14 protein-coding genes and 1 pseudogene are annotated in these 26,713 nt (G+C 73.1%); 3 read left to right on the forward strand and 12 right to left on the reverse strand.

Going from position 1 to position 26,713, the window contains the following annotated elements; all coding sequences use genetic code 11:
* Nucleotides 1-4 precede the first annotated feature (4 nt).
* Nucleotides 5-748 carry a FadR/GntR family transcriptional regulator gene (locus IF28_RS0102305; protein WP_030213012.1) on the reverse strand — a complete coding sequence of 248 codons (744 nt, stop codon included), beginning with the start codon at nucleotides 746-748 and terminating at the stop codon, nucleotides 5-7.
* Nucleotides 749-852: 104 nt separating this feature from the next.
* Between IF28_RS0102305 and IF28_RS0102310 the strand changes: the two genes are divergently transcribed.
* Both IF28_RS0102310 and IF28_RS0102315 read left to right on the forward strand, forming a co-directional pair.
* Nucleotides 853-2,589 (forward strand): IlvD/Edd family dehydratase, encoded by a 1,737-nt coding sequence (locus IF28_RS0102310; RefSeq protein WP_030213021.1) that lies wholly within the window; start codon nucleotides 853-855, stop codon nucleotides 2,587-2,589.
* A 33-nt stretch (nucleotides 2,590-2,622) separates the two neighbouring features.
* Nucleotides 2,623-3,810 (forward strand): fumarylacetoacetate hydrolase family protein, encoded by a 1,188-nt coding sequence (locus tag IF28_RS0102315; RefSeq protein WP_030213024.1) that lies wholly within the window; start codon nucleotides 2,623-2,625, stop codon nucleotides 3,808-3,810.
* Nucleotides 3,811-3,860: 50 nt separating this feature from the next.
* On the opposite strand, the pseudogene IF28_RS35985 reads toward IF28_RS0102315, so the two are convergent.
* The 4 genes and pseudogenes from IF28_RS35985 to IF28_RS0102335 form a co-directional block, all read right to left on the reverse strand.
* Nucleotides 3,861-6,021 (reverse strand): annotated as a pseudogene (locus IF28_RS35985) (glycoside hydrolase family 3 C-terminal domain-containing protein).
* Nucleotides 6,018-6,914, reverse strand: coding sequence for a carbohydrate ABC transporter permease (locus IF28_RS0102325; protein ID WP_030213027.1), 897 nt, complete (start codon nucleotides 6,912-6,914; stop codon nucleotides 6,018-6,020). The pseudogene IF28_RS35985 and the gene IF28_RS0102325 overlap by 4 nt, the downstream one beginning before the upstream one ends.
* Before the next feature lies 1 nt (nucleotide 6,915).
* Nucleotides 6,916-7,818 carry a carbohydrate ABC transporter permease gene (locus IF28_RS0102330; RefSeq protein WP_030213030.1) on the reverse strand — a complete coding sequence of 301 codons (903 nt, stop codon included), beginning with the start codon at nucleotides 7,816-7,818 and terminating at the stop codon, nucleotides 6,916-6,918.
* Nucleotides 7,815-9,125, reverse strand: a complete 1,311-nt coding sequence (locus tag IF28_RS0102335; RefSeq protein WP_030213031.1) for an extracellular solute-binding protein — start codon at nucleotides 9,123-9,125, stop codon at nucleotides 7,815-7,817. Before IF28_RS0102335 ends, IF28_RS0102330 begins: the two co-directional genes overlap by 4 nt.
* 305 nt (nucleotides 9,126-9,430) lie before the next feature.
* On the opposite strand from IF28_RS0102335, the gene IF28_RS0102340 reads away from it, so the two are divergent.
* Complete coding sequence (locus tag IF28_RS0102340; protein WP_030213032.1) at nucleotides 9,431-10,459, forward strand: LacI family DNA-binding transcriptional regulator; 1,029 nt, start codon at nucleotides 9,431-9,433, stop codon at nucleotides 10,457-10,459.
* A 63-nt stretch (nucleotides 10,460-10,522) separates the two neighbouring features.
* On the opposite strand, the gene IF28_RS0102345 is transcribed toward IF28_RS0102340, so the two are convergent.
* The 7 genes from IF28_RS0102345 to IF28_RS0102375 form a co-directional block, all read right to left on the reverse strand.
* The gene (locus IF28_RS0102345; protein ID WP_030213034.1) at nucleotides 10,523-19,726 is read right to left on the reverse strand and encodes a hypothetical protein; all 9,204 of its coding nucleotides are present in this window, start codon (nucleotides 19,724-19,726) and stop codon (nucleotides 10,523-10,525) included.
* On the reverse strand, nucleotides 19,723-22,242 hold the full coding sequence (locus IF28_RS0102350; protein WP_030213037.1) for a CHAT domain-containing protein: 2,520 nt from the start codon (nucleotides 22,240-22,242) through the stop codon (nucleotides 19,723-19,725). Before IF28_RS0102350 ends, IF28_RS0102345 begins: the two co-directional genes overlap by 4 nt.
* Before the next feature lie 25 nt (nucleotides 22,243-22,267).
* Complete coding sequence (locus IF28_RS38450; RefSeq protein ID WP_030213040.1) at nucleotides 22,268-23,056, reverse strand: DUF6338 family protein; 789 nt, start codon at nucleotides 23,054-23,056, stop codon at nucleotides 22,268-22,270.
* Nucleotides 23,057-23,062: 6 nt separating this feature from the next.
* Nucleotides 23,063-23,311 (reverse strand): hypothetical protein, encoded by a 249-nt coding sequence (locus tag IF28_RS0102360; protein WP_030213043.1) that lies wholly within the window; start codon nucleotides 23,309-23,311, stop codon nucleotides 23,063-23,065.
* A 129-nt stretch (nucleotides 23,312-23,440) separates the two neighbouring features.
* On the reverse strand, nucleotides 23,441-24,859 hold the full coding sequence (locus tag IF28_RS0102365) for an Nramp family divalent metal transporter (RefSeq protein ID WP_030213046.1): 1,419 nt from the start codon (nucleotides 24,857-24,859) through the stop codon (nucleotides 23,441-23,443).
* 98 nt (nucleotides 24,860-24,957) lie between these two features.
* Nucleotides 24,958-25,908, reverse strand: coding sequence for a phosphoglycerate dehydrogenase (locus IF28_RS0102370; protein WP_030213050.1), 951 nt, complete (start codon nucleotides 25,906-25,908; stop codon nucleotides 24,958-24,960).
* Nucleotides 25,905-26,684, reverse strand: a complete 780-nt coding sequence (locus IF28_RS0102375; RefSeq protein ID WP_030213054.1) for an HpcH/HpaI aldolase family protein — start codon at nucleotides 26,682-26,684, stop codon at nucleotides 25,905-25,907. Before IF28_RS0102375 ends, IF28_RS0102370 begins: the two co-directional genes overlap by 4 nt.
* Between the last annotated feature and the right edge of the window lie 29 nt (nucleotides 26,685-26,713).

A 26,713-nucleotide genomic window follows, 5' to 3' on the forward strand; every position in this document is an offset into this window, starting at 1 on the left:
CGGGTCAGCCGGCGTCGTCCGGTGTTCCGGGTGACCGGGCGATCTCCTCCTCGGCGGATTCGATGATCGCCAGTACGGCGGCCGCGGCCGCCTCGGGGTCGCGGGCCTCGACGGCCCGCACGACGGCGCGGTGCCCCGGCAGCGAGGCCTCCACCGCGCCCGGGGTCCGGGTACTGACGACGAAGCTGTGCTCCAGCGCGATCTCGACGGCGCGGCCCAGTGAGCCGAGGAGGCGGTTGCCGCCGGCGTCGAGCAGCGCCCGGTGGAAGGCGATGTCGGCCTCGACATAGCCGCTGCGGCCCGGTGCCGCCGCCGCGGCCTCCATGGCGGCCAGGGCCTCGTAGAGGGCGCGCACGTCGTCGGGGCCGGCCCGCCCGGCGGCGAGCCGGGCCGCCTCGGGCTCGATGATCCGCCGCAGTTCGCCCGTGTCGCGCAGCAGGGCCGCGGCGTCCCCGGCCTGTTTCCAGCGCAGTACGTCGCGGTCCAGGTGGTTCCAGTGCTCCGGCGGCAGCACGCGCGTACCGGTGCGCGGCCTCACGTGCAGCATCCCCTTGGCCACCAGGGACTTGACCGCCTCCCGCAACACCCCGCGGCTGACGCCGATCTCCGCCGCGAGGGCGTCCTCGACCGGCAGCGGGTCCCCCGGCCCCCACCTTCCGCCCACGATGCGCCGGCCGAGCTCGTCGGCCACGCGCTGGTGCAGGGTCCGGAAGTCCACCACGATCTCCGTTCGCCCTCTGGACGCCATTCATCGAATCATTTAATGATTGAGTCCCAGGGTAGGGCCAGCGGGCACGCGCCCGCCGACGCCCCACCGCGCCACGGCCGACACCGACGCCACGGGAGTCCCCTATGACCGACGGTACGAGGACGGACCGCCGCAGTCAGGCATGGTTCGGCGCACAGGGCCGCAGCGGGATGGTGTACCGCTCCTGGATGCGCAACCAGGGGTTCGGGCACGAGGTGTTCGACGGGCGTCCCGTCATCGGCATCGCGACCAGTGCCTCCGAACTCGCCCCGTGCAACGCCCATCTGACGCGCGTCGCCGAAGCCGTCAAGCGGGGGGTGTGGCAGGCGGGCGGTCTGCCGCTGCAGTTCCCCACCATGGCCACCGGCGAGACCCTGATGCGCCCCACGGCCATGCTGTACCGCAACCTCATGGCCATGGAGGTCGAGGAGCTGATCCGGGCCAACCCGCTCGACGGTGTGGTGCTGCTGTCCGGCTGCGACAAGACGACCCCGGCCATGCTGATGGGCGCCGCCAGCGTCGACCTGCCCGCCGTCATGGTCACCGGCGGGCCCATGCTCAACGGCAAGTACCGCGGGCAGGACGTGGGGTCCGGCACGCATGTGTGGAAGTTCGAGGAGGACCTGAAGACCGGCCGGATGACCGAGGAGGAGTGTTTCTTCGCCGAGGGATGCATGGCCCGTTCGAACGGGCACTGCATGACGATGGGAACCGCCTCGACGATGGCCTGCCTGGCCGAGGCGCTCGGCATGCAGCTGCCGGGGTCGGCCGCCTGGCCCGCCGTCGACTCCCGGCGGATGGAGACGGCGCAGGAGGCGGGGCGGCGCATCGTGGGGATGGTGGAGGAGGAGCTGCGCCCCTCACGGATCCTGACCCGGGAGGCGTTCGAGAACGCCGTACGGGTCAACGCGGCCATCGGCGGCTCCACCAACGCCGTCATCCACCTCATCGCCATCGCCGGACGCGTCGGCGTGGAACTGGGCCTCGACGACTTCGACGAGCTGGTCCGCGCGGTGCCGACGCTGGTCAACCTGATGCCCAGCGGCACGTACCTCATGGAGGACTTCTGCTACGCGGGCGGGCTGCCCGCCGTGCTGGCCGAACTGCTGGCCGGCGAGCTGCTGCACGGCGGACCGGTCACGGTCACCGGGCGCACCGTCGCCGAGAACACCGAGCACGCCGAACGCTTCGGCTCCGACGTCATCACCCCCCTCGGCGCCCCCTTCCAGCCGGCCGGTACCGGAATCGCCGTCCTCCGCGGCAACCTGTGTCCCGACGGCGCCGTGATCAAGCAGTCCGCCGCGTCACCGCATCTGCTCACCCATCGCGGCCCCGCGCGCGTCTTCGACTCCCCGGAGGCGTACCACGAGGTGGCCGACGACCCGGACCTCGACATCGACGAGAACACCGTCGTCGTCATCCGCAACGCCGGGCCCAAGGGCTACCCCGGCATGCCCGAGGTCTCCAACGTGCCGCTGCCCGCCAAGCTGTTGAAGGCCGGCGTCACGGACATGGTGCGCGTGTGCGACGGCCGGATGAGCGGCACCGGCTACGGGACGGTGGTCCTGCACGTGGCGCCCGAGGCCGCCGTCGGCGGACCGCTCGCCCTGGTGCGCGACGGGGACCCCGTCGTCCTCGACGTCCCGAACCGTATCCTGCGCCTGGACGTGGACGACACCGAACTCGCCCAGCGACGTGAGGCGTTGACGCCACCCGCCGAGCGGTACAGCGGCGGCTACACCTGGCTCTACACCCAGAACGTCGAACAGGCCGACCGGGGAGCCGACTTCGGATTCCTGCGCGGCGGCCGCGGACACGAGGTCCCCCGCGACTCCCACTGAGCCCGTCCCCCTGCCTCCAGGAGAGCATCGATCGTGGAATCAGCGGCGGCACGCCCCCGTCCCGTCCTCACCGCCGGCTCCGTCCTTCCGGAGGACGCCGGCCGGGCCGCCCTCGTCGCGCGCGTCCACGACCCGGAGGGGGACGGGCCGTGTGTGGCCGCGGTCCGCGGCGAGCACGTCGTCGACCTGACGGCTCACGCGCCCACCGTCTCCGACCTGATGGAGCGCGACAACGCGGCGGCCGTCGTCCGCGATGCCGACGGCGGACGCGCCTGGCTCCTGGACGACCTGCTGCGTGCCGTGCCGGGCCGCCGTGACATGCCGCGGCTGCTCGCCCCGGTCGACCTCCAGGTGATCAAGGCGGCGGGTGTCACCTTCGCCCGGAGCCTGCTGGAACGCGTCATCGAGGAGCGCACGGGCGGCGATCCGGCGCAGGCCGCGCGGGTGCGGGCCCGCGTCGGGAAGGTGGTGGGCGGCAGGCTCGACGGGGTCCGCCCCGGGTCACCGGAAGCGGCCAGGGCCAAGGAACTGCTCGTCGCCGAAGGACTGTGGTCGCAGTACCTGGAGGTCGGGATCGGCCCGGACCCGGAGGTGTTCACCAAGGCCCCCGTGCTGTCCGCGGTCGGCACCGGCGCCGACATCGGAGTACTCGGTTCGTCCGTGTGGAACAACCCCGAGCCCGAGGCCGTCCTCGTCGTGGACTCGCGCGGGCGGGTACGCGGCGCCACGCTCGGCAACGACGTCAACCTCCGGGACGTCGAGGGACGCAGCGCCCTGCTGCTGTCCCGCGCGAAGGACAACAACGCCTCCTGCGCGATCGGCCCGTTCGTCCGCCTGCTCGACGACGGCTTCGGCCTCGACGACGTACGCGGGCTCCACATCGGTCTGCGGATCGACGGCCCGGACGGCTATGTACTGCGGGGCGGCAGTTCGCTGCGCGAGATCAGCCGCGACGTGCTCGACCTGGTGGCCGCCACACGGGGCGCGCACCATCAGTACCCGGACGGCTTCGTCCTCTTCACGGGCACGCTGTTCGCCCCGACCGAGGACCGGCGGACGCCCGGCGGGGGCTTCACCCACGAGTACGGCGACGTCGTACGGATCTCCAGCCCGCCACTCGGTGCCCTGGTCAACACCGTCGTGGCCAGCGAGGAGGCCGCACCGTGGACCTTCGGCGTGGGAGCGCTGATGCGCAGCCTCGCCCGGCGCGGCCTGCTGTGATGCCTGCCGGGGGTGCGCGGCGCCCCTGACGTGCGCCGCGCGCCCCCGGTTCAGGTGACCTGCGGCTCCTTCACGATCGTGGCGTACAGGCGCCGTGTGTGGTCCACGTGGCGTTCGGCTCCGGTCAGCGCGACCCTGGCCGTCAGGCGCGGATCCGTGCTCGAGGCGGACAGCCGCAGCTCCAGCTCGCCCGGCTCGACGATCCGCCGGCCGTCGCGGCCGGTGAAGGAGGCGAGGTCCGCCGGGACCGTGACACCGAGGCGCCTGGCCTCGCCCGGCTCCAGCGCGACCCGGGCGTAGCCGACGAGGCGCTGCACCGGCTGGACGACGGAGGCCACCGGGTCGTGCAGATAGAGCTGGACGACCTCGGTGCCGGGCCGCCCGCCGGTGTTGCGGACGGTGAAGGAGAGGGCCAACTCCCCGTCCGTCGGGGCCTCCTGGACCGGCACCGTCAGATCGGTCCACTCGAAGCGCGTGTAGGACAGCCCGTGGCCGAAGGCGAACGCGGGGGTCGGGTCGATGCTGGACACCCGAGTGGCGTGCGCGAGCCGCGCCCCGAGGTAGGTGCCCGGCTGGGAGCCCGGTCCGCGCGGCACGCCGACCGGTAGCCGCCCGGAGGGATTGACCCGGCCGCTGAGCACCCCGGCGATCGCGTGCGTGCCCTCCTCGCCCGGGAAGAAGGACTGCACGATCGCCGCGGACTCCGCCACGGCGCGGCCGAGGGCGTACGGCCGTCCGGCGAGCAGCACGGTGACCACGGGGGTCCCGCAGTCGAGCACGGCATCGAGCAGCTGCTGCTGCGCGCCGGGCAGGGCCAGGCTCGCGACATCGCAGCCCTCACCGCTGGTGCCCCGGCCGAAGAGTCCGGCGCGGTCGCCGAGCACCACCAGGGCGACATCGGCCCCGCTTGCCGCCCGTGCCGCCTCGTCGAGGCCGGAGAGATCCCCGTCGTCGACGCCGGTGCCGCGGGCGAACGTGACCTCCGCGTCGGGGAACTCCGCGGCGAGTGTCTCGCGCAGGGTGGGCAGCTCGATGCCGAGGGGTGTCCCCGGGTGGCGGACTCCGATGTGCTGGGGGAAGGAGTAGCAGCCGAGGACCGCGACGGGGTCGTCGGCGTTGGGGCCGATCAGGGCGATACGGCGCGGCCGGCCGAGCGGCAGGGTGCCGTCGTTGCTCAGCAGCACGACGGCTTCCTCGGCGAGCGTACGGGCCAGTGCGCGGTTCTGCGGCCCGTCCAGGTCGATCCGGCCGCGCAGCGTCTCCGGATCGTCCGGGTCCGCCCCGTCGAGCGCCGCCGGCACGAGGGGGCGGTCCGGGTCGAGCAGGCCGAGCATCACCTTCTGGGTGAGCACCCGGCGCACGGCGCGGTCGACCAGCTCCTCCGGGACGCGGCCGTCGGTGACGGCCTCGGTCAGGGGTGCGCCGTAGGTCCTGACGTTGGGCAGTTCGACGTCGACGCCGGCGCGCAGTGCCGTGCCGGCGGCGTCCGCCCAGTCGGCGGCGACGCCGTGCAGGGTCTTGAGGAAGGCGATGGCGAAGTAGTCGGCGACGACGGTGCCGTCGAAGCCCCAGGTGTCGCGGAGCAGCCCGGTGAGCAGTTCCTCGTCCGCCGCGGAGGGCATGCCGTCGGTGTCGGTGTAGGCGTTCATCACGGACCGGGCCCCGCCGTCGCGGACCGCCATCTCGAAGGGGGGCAGCAGCACGTCGGCGCGCTCACGCGGACCGACGGAGGAGGGGGCGAGGTTGCGTCCCGCGCGGGAGGCGGAGTAGCCGGCGAAGTGCTTGAGGGTGGCGACGATCCCGGCGGACTCCAGGCCCTGGACGTACGGGGATGCCGAACCGGTTCGACGCGGCGATACGGCTCTGGGTGCGGGCCAGGGAGAGCGCGCCCAGGGCGGGGTCGACCGGGACCGTGCCGAAGGGCCGGGTGAGCTGGCCGAGTCCGCTGGGCAGGAGCGCCTCGAGGTCGACGGGCTCCTCCATGTCGTGCTGGTGCGGGGCCACTTCACCGCCCTCGTCGGAGGCGCCCACCCACACTCCGTACAGCTGGGCGGTCTTCTCCTGGAGGGTCATCGCGTCGATCAACGCGTCGACCCTCGCGGTGACGGGGGCCGTGGGGTCGTTCCAGAGGGGGTTCGCGGGGGTGTTCTCTGCGGCCACGTCGGCGTTCGCCTTCCGGTGGGCGAGTGGGTCCGTGTCTGCGCCGGTCATCGGCCGAACCCCGCGGTCAGACCGCTCAGCAGCTGGCGGCGTCCGAAGGCGTACAGCACCAGGACGGGCAGGGTGGTGAGGACGACGGCGGCGAGCACGGCGGGGACATTGACCCCGTACTGGCCCTGGAAGGTCCACAGGGCGAGCGGCAGGGTCCGGCGTTCCGGGCTCTGGGTGAGGACCAGCGGCAGCAGGAACCCGTTCCAGATGGTCAGTGAGTTGAAGATGGTCACGGTGAGGATGGCCGGCCGGGTGAGCGGCGCCGCCAGCCGCCACAGCGTCGTCCATTCGGTGGCGCCGTCGACCCGCATCGAGTCGAAGAGCTCCTTGGGCACGTCGCGGATGAAGTTGGCGAGCACCAGCACGGAGAGCGGGACGGCGAAGGCGATCGACGGGAGGATCAGGGCCGGCAGACTGTCGTACAGGCGCAGTTTGATGATGATGAGGTAGACCGGGATCACCGTCGCCTGCAGCGGGATGGCCAGCCCCATGAGGAACAGCCCGTTCACGGCACGCAGGACCCGCATGCGCCGGCCTCGGACGATCGCGTAGGCGGCCATGAAGGAGAACACGACCGCCGGCACCACCGCGCCGGCGGTCACCACGACGCTGTTCAGGAAGTAGCGCAGGAAGTCGGACTCGATGACCAGCCGGTAGTTCTCCAGGGTCGGGTCGCCCGTCGGCACCAGCGGGTTGCTCGCGTAGTAGCGGGTGCGGTCCTTGAGGCTGGTGATGAGGGTCCAGTACAGGGGTACGGCGACGACGGCGAGCCAGAGCCATCCGGCCAGCCCCCCGGCCCAGTTGGGCCGGCGGGCCGACGGGCGGGAGCGGGGTCGCTCCTCCCGGCGGGCGGACTTGTGCCCTCGCCGCGTCAGGGTCGGCGTGGTGGTCATGTCAGGCCCCCTCGAGTTGGCTCGCGCCCGCGTCCCGGCCTCCGAGACGGCGCAGCAGCAGGGCGAGGGCGAGGCCCACGAGGACCAGGATGACCGCGATGACGCTGGCCGGTCCCATCAGGCTGGCCTGGAATCCCCGCTTGTACATGTCCAGTGCGAGTACCCGGGTGGCGTCGCCGGGACCGCCCTCGGTCAGGACGAAGATGAGGTCGAAGAAGGTCAGCGACCCGACGACCATCAGCGTGGACGAGGTGATGACGGTGTACTTCAGCTGCGGCAGGGTGATGGCGAAGAACTGCCGGATCCGTCCGGCGCCGTCCAACTGGGCCGCTTCGTAGAGGGACTTGGGGATCTGCTGGACACCGCCCTGGTAGATCAGGGAGTGGAACGGGACGAACTGCCAGGAGACGACGAAGACGACGACCCCGAACGCGAGCCACGGCCGGCCCAGCCAGTCCTGGCTGAGCGCCTGGATCCTCAGCCCGGCACCGAGTCCGAAGTTGGGGTCCAGCAGTGCCTCGTAGGCGATCGCGATCGCCGCGGAGCTGAGCATCAGCGGGACGAAGTACACCACTCCCAGCACCGCGCGGTAGCGCTGGCGGCCGGCCAGGAACGTGCCGAGCAGAATGCTCAGCGGCGTCTGCACGATCCAGGACACGGCCATCACCAGGAACGTGACCCACAGGGCGTGCGGCAGTCCGGGGTCGGTGAGCACCGCACGCCAACTGGTCAGTCCCGAGGGGCGGATGGAGCCGATACCGTCCCAGGTGGTGAAGCTCAGGGCGAAGACACCGATGAGCGGGACCACGGCGAATCCGACGAAGACCACCAGCGCGGGCACCGCCAGCCACGGCAGGACGCTGCGCGGCCGGCGACCGCGCGGCCGGCCGGTGAGTGCGCTCATGCGCCGGTGACCGCGTTGAGGTTGTCGGCGAACTGCCGGGGCGGGATGGACAGCTGGAACAGCTTGACGATGTTGTCCAGCAGGGTCTCGGCGGCCGTCGGACTGAGCGCCTGGTCCCAGGACTGCACGAACACCTTGGCCTTGCTGGCGATGTCGTACGTGAACTGGAGGAAGTCGGCGTTCTCGGAGGCGGCCAGCAGCTTCTCCGTGCCCAGCCGGATCGGGACCGACCCGTTGCCGATCCACTTCTTCACCTCCTCCTCCTGGAGGATGCCCGTGGCGAAGAAGTCCTTCGCGGTCTTCTTCTGCGCGGCACTCGCCTTCGAGGAGATGGACAGGTACTGCGCGGGATTGCCGACCGTGTCGCTCTGATCGCCCTTGCCGCCCTCGACGGGCGGGAAGGTCATGTAGCCCAGCGAGCCGCTGGGGACGAAGTCCCCGCCGTCGGTCTGCTGGATGCCGTACGACCAGGCGCCGTGCAGCATCATGGCGGCCCGGTCGGTGTACAGCAGTGCCTGATCGGCATTGGAGTCCGCGGTGATCGAGGAGAAGCCCTTGACGAACCCGCCGGCCTTGACCAGGTCCTGCAGCCTGGTCAGCGCCTTGATGGCGTCCGGGTGGGACCAGGCGTTCTTCTCGCCCTCGACGGCGGCCTGGAAGACCTCGGAACCGCCGATGCGGTCGAACAGGAACTCGAGCCACATCATGTTCGTCCACCGGGACTGGCCGCCCAGGGCGAACGGCGCTATGCCCTTCGCGTTGAACCGGGGCACGAGCGCCATGATGTCGTCCCAGGACTGCGGCGGTTCCACCCCGACCCGCTCGAACACCCTGTTGTTGTAGTAGAGGATGATCGGCTGCACGGCCTCGCACGGCATCGCGTAGATCCTGCCGTCGACGGTCGCCGCGCCGAACGAGGACGGGAACAGCCCCTTCCTGAGCTCGGAGTGCTCGTCGAACCACGAGGTGAGGTCCTCGACCTGGTCCGCCTCCGCGTAGGCGCGCAGTGTCCCGCCGCCCCAGCCCCAGATGACCGTGGGCGCCTGTCCGGCACCGATCGCGGTCTTGATCTTCGTCTTGTACGCGTCGTTCTGGAAGGTCGTGTCGTCGATCTCGTTGTCGGGGTGGGCCTTGTTGAACGCGTCGACGGCGCCGGCCCTGACTCCTTCCTGCGGCTGTCCGTTGAGGTACCAGTACGTGGCACCACCGCCCTTGCCGGGTCCTGACGAGCCGCCGCAGCCGGCCAGCGCCGCGGAGACCGGCACACCGGCCGCCAGGCCGAGGAGGGTACGTCGAGAGAGCGCCATGATGTTCTCCGCACTCGAGAGCCGTCGGCATCTCGTGAGTCATGGTGAAAGGTTTTCGAAAATTCCTTCTTCTTGCTCTGGTGGAGCAAGCTAGGTTTCGATCTGATGCGGTGTCAATACGTGTGCAGCGGCGTTGCGGTGCGGACGGAGAACCGGCACAGCCTGGGCGATCAAGCCGTCCCGGGGAGCCCGGCAGGCTTCGAAACTGTTTCGAAAGGAACCGGATCAAGGTGGTGATGACGCGGTGGCGACGGGCTGACAGACTGTCGGTGCAGGTCATACCGGGCCCCAGCCGAGAGGAAGCGATGCGACCGAACGCCAGGCGCACCACGTTGGCGGACATCGCCCGAGCGGCCGGGGTCTCCGTCGCGACGGTGTCCAAGGTGGTCAACGGCCGCGGTGACGTGGCGCCGCACACCCGCGTCCGTGTGCAGGAACTGCTGCATCAGCACGACTACCTCGCGCCCGTGTTCCGGCACACCGAGGCCGTCGAGAACCCGACCATCGAGGTGCAGTTCCAGGGCGGCCTCAAGTCGTACGTCGCGGAGACCCTGGAGGGCATCGTCGACTCGGCCGCCGCGTCAGGGGCCTCGGTGGTGGTCAGCAAGGCGTCCAGTGCCCCGCACTGGGCCCGGGACCTGGTCTCGGCCGGGCGCCGCGCCGTCATCGCGGTCACCAGCGTGTACACGGCGGCTCATCTCGGCGAGCTGGCCCGGTCCGGGCTGCCGCTGGTCGTGCTGGACCCGCTGCATCTGCCGGACAGCCGGGTCAACAGCGTCGGGGCAACCAACTTCGCCGGCGGACTGTCCGCGACCCGGCACCTGCTCTCCCTGGGCCACCGCCGCGTCGCCTATCTCGGCGGACCGGCCATGGCCGTCTGCAACCAGGCACGTATGCACGGCTACCGCGCCGCCATGGAGGCGGAGGGAGCGCGGGTACCGGACGGCTACGTCCGGCCCGGAGAGTTCACGTACGAGACCGGACTGCTCGGCGCCGCGGCGCTGCTGGACCTGGACGAACCTCCGACGGCGGTCTTCGCGGGGAACGACGAGATCGCGCTCGGCGTCATCGAGACCGCTCGCGCCCGGGGCCTGCGCGTTCCCGAGGACCTGAGCGTGGTCGGCTTCGACGACACGAGCCTCGCCCAGATGTCCTCACCGCCCCTGACCACCGTGCGCCAGCCGCTCCGGGAGATGGGCGCCGCGGCCCTGCGCACCGCCCTGCGACTGGCCAGTGGCGAGAAGGCCGAGTCCCACCACATCGAGCTCGCCACCGAACTCGTGGTACGCGCCTCGACGGCACCGCCTCGCGAGGGGACGCCGGCGCACGGGTGAGCACGGACGACGGCGTACCGGTCCCGGGGCCCGCGGTGCGCCGCGGGCCCCCGGGACCGCCCGTCAGGTGTCCCGCCCCGAGGCCGTCGGGAGGAACAGCAGACCCGGCATCACCACCCGGCGCGCGTCCAGCAGGACGGCCCGGAACACCGTGGCGAGGAAGGCGGTCTGGGCCGGGTCGAGCCTGTCCTGCGCCCTCGCCCTGCCTCTCGGCACGGCCAGGGCACGGCCGAGGCGAGACAGTTCCGTCAGGATTCCGGCCGGTTCCAGCAGCGGGGCGGGATCGACCCGCTCCCCCACCGACAGCAGGAGTCCCCGGGCGACCCGCTCCAGCTCGGGATCCTGTTCCGCCGCCGCCCGGTACAGCCTGGACCGCCCGAAGATCACCAGGCGCTCCAGCTCGTCCGGCTCCATCAGCGCCGTCACCGTCGGGATCCTCCCCCACAGACCGGCCCGGCCCCGCTCACCGCCCAGCCAGGGGACGATCATGGGGTCGACATGGACGGCCCGCAGGGCCCGTTCCCCCACGTTGTACGCCAGGTCGACGGCGAACCCCGCCTCCTCCGGGTCGGTGGCGCTCCTCGCCGCGCTGAGCAGCGTCGCCCCGAGGAGCGGCAGGAGGTCCACCTCCCGCTCCTCCCAGTCCTCCTTCATACAGACGTCGATCCAGTCGTCCAGGGCCCGCGCCGCCTCGTCGGACAGGCCCCCGGTGCCACCGGAGTCCAGATGGTGCGCCGCCGCCCGCACGACCCGCTGCCCGGCGGGCGTCTCCCCGGCGCCGACGATCTCGAGGTCCGGGTCGAGACACAGCTCCCGGTAGCGCTCGAAGGACGTGTCACCGGTTCCCGCGGCGACGGACAGCACGGAACGGGGCAGGTCGGGCACCGTACCGCGCTGGTTCCGCGGGACGGTGCGCACCTGCGTCATGCCGTCGTCGGGGCGGTCGGTCAGCGCCTCCACCTCTCCGACGAGCCGCTCGTTCTCATGGTGCTTGGACGACCGGCTGAGGAAGGACACGATGATGTCGTTGCTCTCCAGCCGGGCCAGATACTCGTGCCGGCCGTGGCGCGGTCCGCGGTGCGTGATGCCGAGCACGAGCAGACGGACCGGCTGGCCGATGTCCAGGTGCCGGAAGTGGCTGAGCGCCGACGCCGAGGTGGTGCACGAGACATGTCCGCCGGAACCCACCTGGGCCCAGACCGGCCGCCGCGGCCGGACCAGGCACTCGTGCAGCTGCTTGCCCGTCAGCTCCGCCCAGGCCGCGTGCGCCGTGGGCAGCCAGCGCAGGGCGCCGGAGCCGCTCTCCTGGCACAGCACGCCCGCCGGACGCCGTTCGCCGCCGTCCCCGCGGATCACGGCGACCGGCAGCACCCGCCGCTCGGCCGCCTCCCGCAGGCGCAGTCCGCTCACCGTCGTCCCGTCGGCCGTACGGTGCAGCCACAGCGCGTGGTCACCGACGACGGGCCGCTCCCGGTCGGTCAGCGCCTCGGCCACCGGGACGGCGGCATCGGCCGGCAGACCGGGAACCAGTTCGGCGGGGTGAAGGGCGAGCAGGGCCCCGCCGCTGCGCAGCACGAGCCGGCCGTCCGCCAGCCGCCCCGCGGGCCACGCCCGCGTCTGCCACACCTCCCCGGGGCCGGACGGCAGTCGCGGCTGGGCCGAACGGGACACCGTCAGGGTGCCGTCGGGCCCGGTCTCCTCGACGGTCACGGGCAGCGCGCCGTCGGTCATGGCCAGCAGCGACGAGACCCGTTCCGGGCCCCCCTCGAGCTCCCGGCGGATCCAGGCGTCGTCCGCCCAGCCCTCGTCGGCGAGCAGGACGGCCCCCGCCGGCACCCCGTGGACGAGGAGGACGCCCGACGCGTCGCACCCCAGCAGTACGGCGTCGCCGCGCTCGGGGGCCCCGGACCACCGAGCGAGCCGGTTGTCCGGGGTGAGACGCACCGTGTGGCCCTCCGCGTGGCGTTCCGCCGCCGCGCGGGTGACCGGATACTGCAGCTCCCGTCCGGCGCCGCCCAGACGCAGCGCGCCGTACTCCGGATCGCTTCCGAGCACCGTCAGCACCGCCGGTACGTCTCCCAGCGCCCCGCGCAGTCCCGGACGCCAGTCGTGCAGGACGACACAGGTGGGCTCCGTCAGCCCGCGGTGGTGGGCGGACACCCGCACCGTGTCGCCGGGCCGGAACAGTTCCCAGCACAGCCCCTCCAGGGACTCCGGGCTGCCGCTGTGCAGGGTGTGCATCAGGCCGCCGGGCAGCTCGACCAGACGGCCGGGCGACAGCTCGAGCCACAGCCCGTCGGCCCCGTGTACCCCGTCGGAGTGCCGTGCCGGGCCCGCGACGGTGTACCAGTGCGCCGTATGCGCCGTGGCCGCCCGGCCGGTCCCGGCGCCGGGCGTGCCGGGACGGTCGGTGAGGTGACCGGCGGGGAAGCCGAAACGGCGGCCCTGATCCGGCGGGTACCGCAGGGAGGGACCGGCGGCGGGGACCACCGGCGGCACGCCGCCCCCGCGGTCCAGTGACTCGGGCACCACGGACTCGGGACGTCCGTCGGGCCAGCGTCCGGTACGGCTGTCGTGCGGCACCTCGCGGGCGCCGGCGTGCCGCCCGGCGATCCAGCGGGTGTCGCGGTCCGCGAAGGACAGCTGCGCCGGATCGATCGGCGTCCCCCTCGCCTCCTCCTCCCCGGCCGGGGGAACCACCGGGGTCAGCCGCGCCTCGAACGTGCCGGGGTCGACGGAGAGCCACGACACCGAGGACCCGCCGGCCCCCGGGGCCACGATCTCGAAGTCCTTCCCCCGTACGCGCAGCCGGCCGGTCTTCGGGTGCCGGTGCCGCATCACCTGGGCGACGGAGCCGGCGACGGCCTCCCCGGGCTCGGCCGACGGCGCCATCAGTTCCACGTTGGGCAGCCCGGAGACGACGAACAACGGCTGGCTCAGCTGTCTGGCGTCTGGCCGCCGTCCGCTCAGGAGGGGGTTCTTGGGGAACACCACGGCCTCGCGGCCGTCGACCGCGTAGGCGGAGTCGCCCGGCAGTGCCACACGGAGCCGGAACCGGTCGTCGGCGGTCCGGGTGACGCGCACCACCATGCCCGGTTCCACGTCGCTCCACCCGGCGATGTCGGCGTGGCCCAGGACGACGTGGATGCCCGCCCGCAACTCCAGCCGGATGTCCGGCTCGTGCTGCGTCACCGTGGCGAAGCACGAGGGGTCGCGCGCGGTGAGCCGGCTGAGCAGCGCCTTGGCACGCCGGGCCGGCGAGTTGGTCAGCCGCCCCTCGAAGGCGCCGTCGCTCTCCCGCCGGCCGCGCAGCTCGACCAGATAGGGCGTGTCCTTGAGGGCGTCCTTCCCGCCGCCGTCGAAGATCCGGCGCAGCAGGTTCTCCCGGTGGGCGAAGGTCCGGCGGGTGACCCGTGCGGTGATCGGCTCCGGCCGCTGTCTCGAGCCGAGTTCCAGCGTCAGGTCGAGCGTGACGTCGTTGCGGCGGGGCTGGATGGGCCCGGCCCACATGAAGACGTGCTGGCCCCTGTGGAGCGCGTCCTTGGCCTTGCCGTCGATGACCGGCCGGATGTGCAGGAACTCGACGTCCCGCCCGTTGCTGCGGTCCCAGCGGCCGGTGTCCAGCTTCCCGAGCACCCTGACGACATCGGGTCCCGAGGGGTAGTGGCGCAGGACGGACGCGGCTCCGGCCCTGGTCATCCGGAGCCGGGGGGTGCTCACCTCCCCCGGGCGCTCGCCCGCGTCGTCCACGCCGAACGACCCGCCGCGGCTCTGGACCTCGATGACGTGCGCCTCGTTCGCCGCCCGGTCGAGGCGGACCGTCAGCCGTGCGACGATGCCGAGGCCGGCGTCGTCGCGCAGTCCCCGTTCGACGGACCAGCGGATCGCGTGTCCGTGCAGACGCAGCCAGAACCGGTCCCTCGCCGCGCCGTGCTCGCCCTGCCGGGTCTTCGGGGTGACGGTCAGCCGGGTGATCTCGTCGCCGTGGAAGAACGGCAGTTCCTGGGCGGACCGCAGCGGGTGGTCGTCCAGCATGACGTCGTTGACGTGGACCCGCAGGGTGCGTCCGTAGCCCCATTCGAAGAGGAGCCACTCGAAGGGGTGGCGCACCCGCCCCGGCCGCTCCGGCCGTTCCACCCGCTCCGGGCCCACGAAGTACAGGGAGGTCTCCGTCTCCCGGCCCTCCACGATGTTCTGCGCCTTCATGAATTCGCCCAGTCCCAGCGGCGGGACCTGACGGTAGGAGGCCGTGTGGGTCGCGGTGCCCGCGGCCGGACCGGAGGCCGGCCGCACCACGACACGGACGTGCTTGGGGGAATAGGCCGCCCCCTCGACATGGGGCCGCTCGTCCGGTTCGAGGGGTACCGGCGGCAGGCTGACGCGGCGGGTGCCGCCGTCGACGGGGACGGGGAGCAGCACGGCCTTCCCGTCGCGCAGTTCGGCGTTCCAGCCGTACCTCTTCATGACCACAGGCCACGCCTTGTCGTGCAGACCGTCGGCGTCGGCGGTGCGCGCCTCGGTGAGGACGAAGATCCGGCGCACCTCGCACAGATCCGTACCGCCGACCGGCCGGATCCGCAGGTTCACCGCGTCCACCTGCCACGCCTGGTCGGTGTCGTGGGCTCCCTCGGTGAGGCCCCAGGCCGAGCGGCCGCGGTCCAGCCGCACCTCGGCACGCTGCCGGAGCACGGGCTCCCGGCCTCCTCCCTGCTCGCCCCACTCGCGGAAGGAGGGCCCGAGCGACACCTGCGCGGACGCGAACTCGTCCCGGCCCCGCTGCCGCGGCGAGGACAGTTCGGCCAGCTCGCCCGGCCGGCCGTGGGTCTGCCAGTAGGTGGACCGCCGCGCCGACGCGTCGAGGGAGGCGCCCACATAGGTGTGGCCGCCCGTGACCGTCTTGGTGACGCGCCACAGGCAGCGGGTGAAGACGCGGCGCCGGCACGGGGTGAAGACCCAGTGCCGGCCCGACCGGAAGGCCCGGACCTGGTCGCCGCCGGCGCTTCGGGACTCGGTGAAGGCGTCCCACGGGACGTGCACGTCGAGCACGCGGTGGCCCACCCGCAGCCACACCCGCGGCGCCTCCCCCGAATGGGCCGGGGGCGCCGACAGCAGCACCCCGTCGAGACGCTCCCTCGTCTCGAGCACCGCGCCGGCCTCGGCGGCCGCCCGGTCGTCCAGCCCGGCGAGCAGGTCGTCGGTGGAGACGGCGGCGCGCACATCGCGCGGGCCGGCCGGCCCGGGGTCGCGGTTGCCCCAGGTGACTCGGGTGACGACCGCCTCCCGGCCCCGGACCGCGCGCCGCCAGTCGTCGGTGTCGCGGGCGGGCCGCAGTATGACGGACTCCGCCTCGACGGAGACGAGGGCGTTCCCGTCGGCCGTCCAGGCGCCGTACGAGCCGTTGCGGGGCGCGGCCGACGCGCCCGCGCGCAGCCGGACGAGGTGGCCCTTGCGCAGGCCGTGGAGCGCGTTGAACGCCTCGATGGTCGCCTGCTGGCCGACGAGGTGCGGATTCTCGCGGGCCTTGACGCGGCCCGTGCGCATCGCCTTCTCGTCCCAGCCGTCGATCGACTGCTCGACGGTGTCCGCCACCTGGGGAGGCATGTCGTACACGACCACGTCGGGGAAGCCGGGGATGTCGTGCTCCACCCGCCATCCCCCGTCCTTCCTGGTCACCTGGACGGTGTCCGGGAGACACAGGTCGCGCCAGCGCAGGTTGCGGGTGTCGACACCGTCCACCGCGGCGTCCGGGTGCCGGCCCGCGGGCTCGTCGCCGGGCGGCCCGGTGACGAGGGCGAGCCGGGGCGGGTGGTCGCCCTCGGGCTCGACCACCCGTACCCGGCAGCGCAGCCCCTCGGGGTCCTGCGCCTCGGCGATCTCCTCGTGCAGCCGCGCGGCGGACTCCGGTTCCCAGCACCGCTCCGGGAGAAGGTAGGTGTACCCGGGCCTCGCTGAGAACCGCCACGATCCGGGTTCCGCGCCGGTGTCCCCCATCAGGGTCAGTACGCCCGTCGTCCCGCCGTCGTACGGCAGCCGGGCGGCGAGGAACTCGGTGAAGCCGCGGTCGACGGGCTGCCAGCCGTGCTCCTCGTACCGTGCCACCGTCTCGACGACCACCTCGTCCCCCCCGCCGTCGGCGAACCTCCGGGAGAGGTCGGGGTCCCATTCGGCGAGCGGTCCGTGGTCCTCCTCCGTGAGGGCGGGGGCGTCCGCGAGGACCACACTCGCCGTCGCCTGCTCCGGGCGCAGGGTGACGCGCACCCGGCGTACGTCACCCGCCCGGTGCGTCACCGGAAGCCGCTGGGGGACGCCCTTGATCTCGATGCCCGTGTAGTTGTCGTGGCCCAGCTGGAAGCGGACCGGGTCGCCGATCTGGGCCCCTTCGTAGGCGTAGGCCTCCAGGGGGCGCTCCATACCGCAGTTGACCAGCAGCCGTCCGCCGTCGCCGGTCCGTCCGCACACCACGCCGAGCAGGCTCGGGGACTTGCCCATGGTCGCCTTGCGGACGGCCTCCTCGCACCGCTCCGGTTCCTGGTAGAGGTCGTAGGTGTCCGGCTGGTCCGGATCGACCGGCAGATGGTGGAACACCACCTCGTCGCTGCTCCGGTACGCGAGCTGGGCCACCACCGTGCGCACATCGGGAAACCCCTTCCCGGGGCCGGGCCCGGCCGCGTGGCGCGCGGACATGCCGAGCGGTACGGTCCGTGACCGCAGGACGGGGGTGAGGGCCGAGTTCTCCCAGGACCTCTCGATGAACTCGCGGTTGTTCCCGCTCTCCGGGACGGCGTCCCGCGTCAGGGTCCGGACCAGCCGGTCGAGCTGACGGCCGAGCGCCTGCCCGGTCTCCCGGTACATGGCCCGCTCCCAGACGTCCGGCAGGGCACGGCCCCTTCCGGCCACGGTGAGCCGGCCGTCGTAGGACAGGCTGAGCAGGCGGGTGCGTACGGTGGTGTCGGTGTGGGATGCCAGCCGGTCGAACAGCAGTCGCTGGTCGGTGGGCGTGCGCAGGCCGAACTCCGTGAAGACGTCGAGGAGTTTGCTCAGTACCCGGCTCTCCTGTTCGTCGTCGCCCCGGATGACGTCGAAGATCTGCAGCTGATACCAGCGGATCAGCCGCGCGAGTTCCCTGGGCTCCCGGATCCGGTCCATCCGGCCGGCCCAGATCTCGACGAGGCGGCCGAGTTCCGGGTCGGCCGGCCCGCCACGCGACTGCGACAGGGCCTGCAGCAGCCGCACCGAGGCCCCCGCGAGCCCGACCGCCGAGTTGCCGCCGTCGACCTTGGCGACCCAGGAGTCGAAGACTTCCCGGTCCTGACGGGTCGCCAGATCGCTCGCCGGCGTGAGCAGTACCTCCTGGAAGGTCTTCGGTCTGCGGCCCATGTCGCGGTCGCGCGTCACACGGTCGGCGGTGACGTCCCGGCGCAGCAGCAGCCGCAGGAGCAGCAGCGCGTTGCCGAGCTGATGGCGCCGGACCCATGGGTGGAGTCCGCGCGCGGCCTGGTCCAGCACCCTTTCGGCGAGGGGCGGTTCGCCGTCGAACCAGCGGCGCTGCGGGCTGCTGTCCTGCGGGCCGGTGGCTCCGGAGAGCGCGTCCAGTACGGCGGACACCAGCACGTTCAGCGCTCCCCCGTCCTGGTGGAGCAGCTGGGACTGACGGTAGAAGCGCTGGGTGGGGTCCTTCCAGGACCCGGAATCGGCGCCGGCGATGGCCCGGTGCGCGAACACCTCCGGATGCAGTTCCGGGTACACCCCGCGCAGGGCGTACGTTCCCGTCCGGTAGGCGGCGAGGGCGAGCGGTACCAGCACGGTCGGGAGCGGCGCGTCCTCGTGCTTCTCGGTGCCGTGGGTGAGGTTCAGCATGTACGCCCCGAGCCGGCCCTCGGCGAGGACCTCGGCGCCGTGCATCACCAGGTCGGCGAGGAAGCGGGACTCCTCGACGCCGTGCCGCATCAGCCTGACCGCGGTGCGCAGTGACGACAGCAGCCGCAGGAGGACGACCGGATCGTGCACCGCGGGGAAGCGCCCGCTTCCGGCCGCGGCGTTCGCGCCGGTCCGCGCCCGGTCCAGCCACGGCGAGAAGGCCCAGGCGGACACACCGGGGAGTCTGAGCGTGTCGAGGTGGCCGGTTCTGACCACCTGGCCTCCGGTGGAGCCGTTCTCCCCGGCCGGGACCCGCGGTCCGGTGCGCAGCTGCCAGAGGTCGGTGAGCTGACGTGCCCAGGCGCCGCGTTCCCTGTCCCCGACCGGGCCGCTGAACCGCACCGGATAGCGGGGCTGGCCGCCGGGCGCGCCCCACCGCTCCACCAGGACCGCCGCGGCCTGTGCGGGGTGCAGCCGGGCCGCCAGGTCCCAGAGGACCTGCTGCCACAGGACGGCGGACAGGGCGGGGGGCGCCGGTTTGCCGGCGGGCAGGCCGAGACGGCCGAGGACACGGTCGGCCCCGGTCACCGGCCGGATGTCGCCGCGCAGTCTCCGCAGCCGGCGCAGTCCGTCGAGTGTGACGGCGTCGGTGTCCAGGGCGGTGACGGTCCGCTCCGCGTCCTGGCCGGTGCCGAGGTGCAGCAGCCGTGCCGCGGCGGCCATCAGGTCGGGTTCCAGGTCGGCCCAGCCGACGGCGGGCCTGCCGAGCGCCTTCAGCAGCCGGTCGCGTTCGGCTTCGGTGGAGCCGATGCCGCCGAGGGCACGCAGGGCGAGCAGGAACGGCAGGCGTCCCCATTCGTGGCGTGCCGCCCGGCGGGTGAGCTCGTCGAGCCACGAGTTCTCGGCGCGCAGGTCCGAGGCGATGTCCTCGGCCGCGCCGGGCTGCCCGGCGAGGTGCGCGGTCACGGCCAGCAGGAGGGTTTCCCGCGGGTAGTGGGTGAGTTCGCGGAACGGCTCCTGGGTGGTCCTGGGCGTGGCGTCGCGGCCCCAGACCTGCACGGCGTGGCGCAGCCGTGCGGCGGCGCGGGAGGGGCGTTCCTCCGCGCAGGCCCGGACCGCGGCGGTGAGGGCCTCGCCGACCGGGCCGCCGCCCGCCGTGCCGACCACCGTCCCGAGGAGGTGTTCCATGCAGAGGTCGGCGCTCTCGCCGCCCGCGGTGGCGAGGGTCAGCAGCCGGGGGACGACGTGCAGGGCGGTCCAGGGTTCGCAGCCGTCCAGCGCTTCCAGGGCGTCCGGAAGCGTCTCGTCCAGTGCCACGGGAGCGTCCAGGACGTCGAGTACGGCCAGGTAGGCGTGGGCGGCGTGCGGCGTGTCGCGCATCGCGGCGCAGAAGTACCAGTCCTCGATCATCGTCTTGCCTTGTCGGTCTCGGAGGAGCGGGTGGCGGTTGCGGGCGCGCGGCCCACCGCGGTCCGGATGGCTTCGGTGCGCAGGGCCGCGTCGAAGCCCTGCGGTGGCGGGTGCGTACGGTTCAGCCCGAGCGCGTGGCGCTCGAGCGGAGGCAGCAGAAGCAGCCGGCCCAGGGTCTCGTTGTCGACGCCGACGGCCCGCAGCAGCGGCCACGGTGCCGTGGTGGCGGGCAGCAGGCCGAGGACCTTCCCCGCCAGGACGTCGAGCCCGGCGCGGGCCGCGGCCGGGGCGCTGTCCGGGTAAACGGCCAGCCAGGCCGCCAGTGCGGACGCGTCGGGCCGGGCGTGGGCCCACCCCTCGCGGAACCGGCGTACCAGGCGGCGGACGGGTGGGGACAGCAGGGGGTCGTCCCAGGCGACCAGGTCGCCCGCGGAGAGCTTCGCGACCTGCTTCAGGAGGGCCAGGGCGATGGTGTCGGCCCGCTCCGAGTCGACGTCCAGCGGCAGGCCACCAGGACGGGGCACCGGCCGGCCGGCGCCGAGCGCCCCGATCCAGGCGCGCATGTCGTCGTCGTACTCGGCGGCAGCGCTCAGGGAGGCGCGGTGGCCGGGCAGCCGTTCGTCGGCCGCCAGACGCTCCAGCGCTCGTCCGTACCGTCCGGGATCCCTCCGGCGCAGGTCCGACAGCGCCCTCGCGTCGGCGGGGAGGGCGTCGTCGTCCGGGCGGGCCGTCCCGTCGTCCCGGTACCGCTTGCCGGGGCGGTGGCGGCTCAGCGCGGTGACCGGTGCCCCGAGACGGTTCTCCAGGTCGTCCCGCACCTGCGCGAGGACGCCGGGCCCCTTGTCCTCCAGGAGTGCGGACGGCCCTCGCAGGACCACGACGAACGGCCGTCCCAGGCGTCCGTCCCGGTCCCGCAGGCGTTGCAGCCACTCGCCGATCCGTTCCTGCCACGAGTCGTGGGACCAGGCGGCCAGCTCGGTGCGCAGGACCCAGCCGTCGTCGGCCCTGCGGTCGACGTCGGCCGGGGAGCCGGGGTCGAACCGGGTGAAGAGCTGCCGGAAGTCGTGCCATTCGCCCTGGGTGGCCGTCGCGTGCTGCTCCCAGGAGGCCTGCGGCTCCGGGGCCCGCTCCACGTCGGTGGCGAACCACCGGCGGGCGGGCAGCCCGTTCCTGCGGAGCAGCACGGTCCAGGCCTTCTCGTAGTGGTTCAGGTCCTGTGCGAGGTCGTGGTCGGGGACGTCGAGGAGGACACCCGCGAACGGCGCGCGCTCCAGCCCCCACACCACGTCGAGTCGCGCCCTCCTGCCGTCGGTCCCCCACGCGGTCGTGGTACCGCCGGCCGTGGGACGCGGCACGAGGGGATAGGCGTGTGCGGGTCCCCGAACCGGCTCCGGCGGGGCCTCGCGCAGACGCAGGTCGCCGCTGCCGGTGTAGAGGGCGGGCACCGCGAGGTTGCCGACGATGTCCGTGCGGGTCCGCACCTCGGCGAGGCCCCTCGCCATCGCGGCGTGGATCTCGCCGTTCTCCGCCAGCCCGGTGGCCAGGCCGATGAGGAACTCCTGCCCCAGGTTCTGCCTCACCGGCGCCTGCATGGCCACCACGGCGGGGACGCCGCGGGCCACGATGTAGTGGGCGGCGGTGCCCCAGCCGCTCCGGGAGGCGTTCAGGCCCGCGGTGTCGCAGGCGATCAGGACGACGAGCTGGGTGCCCGACGCCTGGAACAGATCGGCCAGTTCGGAGGCCGGTACCCAGTCGGGGCCGGTGCCTTCGGACGCGTGCAGGACGATGCCGCATGCGTCGTCCCGGTCCGTCCAGCCGTGGGCGATGACGCACACGACGTGGGCGGTGGTCCGCAGCCGCTCGGTGAGCTGCTCGCGGGTGGCGGCGGGCAGCAGTTCGGCTTCGCCGATCTCCTTCAGCCGGCGCACCGCCTCGCCGGCCGCCTCCGCCGTCCAGTCGATCCGGCTCCGGGGTGTCCCGCCGGCAGCCCGGTCCGCCGGGCGGACGGCGTCCGCCGCCGTGACCACCAGGGAACGCAGGCCGGTCCGGAGCCCGGGGGAGGCGGCGGATTCGAGGACCCGGGAGACCACGAGCCGGTCCGGGTCGCTGACGAGGTGGGCGTCCCGGCCGGCCCCCGCCGGATCCGACGCCGACAGGGCGAGCGTCGTCCGGGCCAGTTCCCAGGGCAGCGCGGAGAACACCAGGTTGGCGCACCTGATCCTCATCCGCAGCGGGACGTCGTCCCGCAGGGCGTCGATGTAGGCCTGCTGGAAGGCCCGTTCGACGCCCTCGGGTAAGAGGAGCGGCCGAAGGGCCCAGCCGAGGTCCTCGGTGTCGCCCACCTTGTTCCGGAACCCGGCGACCAGCGCGCCGAGGTTCTCGCCGGTGCCCCGCCCCGTGACCCCGCCCTGTCTGCCGGACAGTTCGATGGATGCCGTCCAGAGCTCCGTGCCGTCCGCCAGGTCCTCCACCCCGGCGTTCGTCAGCGTCAGTTCGACCTCGTGTGCCTCGCCCACCTTGTGAACCCCCGTGTTCGTTCGTTCAGCCCGCGAGGAGCAGCACCGCCGCCTCGACGACCAGTACGGCTGCGGCGGCCTGCCACTGGAACCTGCGCAGCCGGTCGCCCGTCCGGGCCGGTCGGCCGGGTGCCGGGGGACCTCCGCCGGCCGGTGCCGGGACCGGTGGCAGGGCGGCGTGCGACACGGCCAGCCAGGCGATCTCGCGGGCGGGGATCGCCAGACGTACATAGACGGCGGGCCAGGTGCCGTCCCCCGACGCCTGGTCCTCGCGGAACAACTCCACACTCTTGAGGACCAGTTCACGCCGGTCCACCTCGGGGTGGGTGTTCATGGAGTGGAAGAATCCCGATACACGGTATCCGCCGCTTTTCAACGCGACCACCAGTTTGGGGCGTTTTCCCGCCGGGACGTCGTTGTAGAGCAGCTCGTACCACACGTCGTCGAAGCTCTGGATGCCTCCGCCGGTCGGCGAGCGGACCAGTCCGACGGCGAGGAGCGCCAGCGCCGTGGCCGCGAAGAGCTCCGCCGCGAGTCCGATCGCGGTGAGCTCCGGGTGCGCCGTGGCATAGCGGGCCGAGTCGGCCAGCAGTCCGGTGGGACTCGGCAGGCTTCCCGGCCGTATCTCACGCAGGGTGATCAGCAGCGCGGTCGCGGCGGCCGTGCTCAGGGCTCCGACCAGCACCACCCGGGCGCTCTCCACGAACGGGCTCTCCACGCGGGAGGGGCTGCGGCGGCGCAGACTCAGCTCGAAGGCCAGCCCCGGCACCACGACGACCAGGAAGACGAGGACGGCCGTGAAGGATGTGGGCAACGGGCGTCACCCCGCGGAGTCGTCGGACTGCCGGGTGGTCTCGGGCGGCGGTGCCGTGGCGGCGGGGGCCGGAGCCCCGATCTCGAAACGCGGCGACACCTCGTCGTGCTGCGGGTCCTCGTGGGAGGGGTCCGCGCGCACCACGCCGTAGGAGTCGTCGTCGCGGCCGCCGGACAGCCGCACCGGCCTCGGGGGCGCGGAGGACGGCGGTTCCTCGTCCTCGTACGCCTCGTGGAAGGAATCTGCTGCGGACATACGGCCCACCCCCGTGGAACGTCCAGTGCGGAGGAACAACATATAGCGCCCACCGGTCCGTGTCCGGTGGGCGGGGAGGTTCCATCCGTTCGGGCGGCTCGGTCCGCCGCCCGAACGGATCCGGTACGGCTACTCCGGCACGGCTCCCAGTGTCTTCAGTACGCCGTACACGCCGACGCACAGGATGGCGGTACTGCTGAGCACGAGGGCCGCGGTGAGCCAGGGGTTGGCGCGGAAGCGCGGGGGGACTCCGGTGTGGCGCAGGCGCCAGACGGCGACGACCACGGCGAGCAGGAAGACGCCGCCGCCGATGCCGCCGATCTGCACCATCAGCACCGGCGACTGCATCCAGAGGAAGAAGCAGGTCCACAGCAGCGGCAGGCACCAGGTGAGAATGCGGATGGCGCGGGTGCGGGCGCGGACGTCGCCCCAGTCGACGACGCCGAGCAGGCCGAGGGTGTTGGTCCACAGCCGGGGCACAGAGGCGGTGGAGCCGATGAGGGTGGAGAAGAGGACGGCGAACGCGCCGACGAGGAACAGGTACTCGGCCCAGGGGCCCATGGTGTCGGTGTAGATCCGCGAGAGCGTGGTGATCATCTCGTTGCCCTCGGGCACCAGGCCCTGCGGGTGGAGCACGGCCGCGCCGATGACGTAGAAGGACAGCGTGCACAGCACGCAGACGGCGAGGCCGGTGAGGGCGTCCAGGCGCATCACCTTGATCCAGCCCTCGGCACGGCGGGCGCGCTCCTCGCTGCCGTCGTCCGGGCCGGTCCAGCGGGCGTAGCCCTTCTCCAGGCACCAGTAGGTGTACGTGGTCATCTCGTCGGCGCCGACGCCGGTGATGCCGAAGACGGCGAGCGCGATGCCGACGGTGCCGGCCGGGATCTCGAAGCCGAAGCCGCTGCCGAATTCGCTGCCGCCGTAGCCGAACTCCGTGCCGGGCAGGCCGACCGCCAGGCTGACGGTGACCAGGGTGAAGACGACGACGGAGACGAGGCAGGCGCGTTCGACGAGGCTGTACTTGCCGGACTGCAGCAGCAGGATGGCGGCGACCGTGACGACGACCGCCCACAGGGCCAGGGAGCCCCAGCTCAGTGGCTCGCCGATGACCGGCCACAGCACCGAACAGGCCGCCGCCGTACCGCCGATGATGCCTCCGCGCTGGAACATCTTGGCGAAGTCCATGCCGATCCAGAGCCAGTTGATCCAGCTCAGTCGGCCGATGCGCGGGCCGATCTCGCGGTAACCCTCCAGCGCGGTGCGCCCGTTGAGGATGGTCCACTGGGCCAGTTCCATCTGGACCCAGACCTTGACCGCGGTGGAGACGATGACCAGCCAGAGCAGGGCGAAGCCGGCCTGGGCGCCGAGTGCGGTGGTGGTGATCAGCTCGCCGGAGCCGACGACGGCGGCCGACAGGACGAAGCCGGGGCCGAGATGGCGGATCCGTTCGCGGAAGGCGGTGGGTGCCGGGCGGGCGTCCTCGGGGCGCAGGGCGTACGGATCGGCCTGCGCGTGCTCCGCCGCTGGGGCGGTGGCGGTGGTCGACATGGCGGTGTTCCTTTGCTGGTTCCGGCGCCGTCGCCGGAGCGGAAGGCAAACAGGGCGGATAAAGGCATGGGGGGTGGGGTGGTGGTTCGGCGGCGGGGTCAGCCGGCCGTGTGCCGCGGGGGCTCGCCGGCGAGGACACGGAGTACGTCCTCGGCGACCATCAGGCCCATCGCGCGGTTGGCCTCCGGGGTGCAGGCGGCCATGTGGGAGGTGAGGGTGAGCCGGGGTGCGCCGCGCAGGACGTGGCCGGCCGGGAGGGGTTCGACGGCGAAGGCGTCGAGCGCGGCGGCGGCCAGATGTCCGGAGTGCAGGGCGGCGGCGAGCGCGGTGTCGTCGACGAGGCCGCCGCGGGCGGCGTTGACGAGGATCGCGCCGGGTTTCATCGCGGCCAGCCGGGCGGCGTCGAGGAGCGGTTCACCGGCGGGCGGGAGGTGCAGGGTGACGACGTCGGCGCGGGCGAGGAGCGCGTCGAGCGTGACGGGCTCGGCGTCCGCCGCGGTCACCGCGTCGTCGGGGACGTACGGGTCGTGGGCGAGGACGCTCATCCCGAAGGCTCGCGCGTAGCCGGCGACGAGCCGGCCGATGCGGCCGAAGCCGACCACGCCGATCGTCCGGCCGTGCAGTTCGGGGCCGAACAGCTTGGGCCAGTCGCCCGCGGTGACGGCGGTGTGGGAGGCGCTGATCCGGCGGGCGGCGTCGAGGACGAGTCCGAAGGTGTACTCGGCGACGGCCCGGGAGTTGGAGCCGGGCGCGAAGACGACGGGGATGCCGCGCTCGCGGGCGGCGGCGACGTCGATGGTGTCGGTGCCGACGCCGTGCTTGGCGATGACCTTCAGCCGCGGGGCGGCGTCCATGACCTCGGCGGTGACCGGGTCCATGCCGGCGACGAGCGCGTCGGCGCCGGGGATGCGGGCGAGGAGTTCGCCGTACGGCAGGGCACGGTCGTCGTAGGGGCGGACCGGGCCCGCGCCGCCGTCGGCGAGGAGGGTCCAGGGGTCGGGCGAGTGGCGGGCGAAGGTGGGGGTGGTGACGAGGGTGGTGGTGCTCATGCCCGGCCGCCCTTGCGCGCCGCGTCCAGGTGGGTGGCCGCGATCTGCTGGAGATGGACGACGTCGGCGGCGACGGAGGCGAAGGTGAAGCCCTCGTCGAGCCGGCGGGCGGCGCTCGCCCCGTCGCCGTTGTGGATGCCGGCGGCGATGCCCGCGGCCCCGGCGGCCTCGCGGATGCGGGTGAGGGCCTGCTCGAAGGCCTCGGCCACCTCCGGGTCGGTGGAGGTCCGGCCGCCGATGGCCAGCCGCAGGTCGGAGGGGCCGACGTAGATCCCGTCGAGTCCCGGGGTCGCGCAGATCTCCTCCACGTTGGCGAGCCCGTCGGCGGTCTCGATCATGGCGAGTACGGCGGTCTGCTCGTGGGTGTCGGCCGGGTCGGGGCCGATGCGCAGCTGGGCGCGCATGGGGCCGTAGGAGCGGCGGCCGTGCGGCGGGTAGCGCACGGCGGCGACCGCGTCGGCGGCGTCCCGCGCGGTGTCGACGAGCGGCACGATGACGGCGGCGGCGCCCGCGTCGAGCGCGCGGCCGATGTACGTGGGGTCGTTGGCCTCGACGCGGACCATGCCGACGGCGGTGGAGCCGCGGGTGTCGGTGGCGATGAGGTTGTTGAGCAGGCCCTGGTAGCCGAAGAGGCCGTGCTGGGCGTCGAAGGCGAGGTAGTCGTAGCCGAGGCGGGCGAGGCGTTCGGCGGCGACGGGCGAGTCGAGCAGCGACCAGTAGCCGATAAGGGGGCGGCGGTCGCGCAGGGCGGCGGTGAAGTGCGCGGCGGTGGTCATGAGGGGTCTCCGGACGGCGGTCTGGGGGC

It is taken from the genome of Streptomyces sp. NRRL WC-3626 (assembly GCF_000718785.1).
Classification (GTDB): Bacteria; Actinomycetota; Actinomycetes; order Streptomycetales; family Streptomycetaceae; genus Streptomyces; species Streptomyces edwardsiae.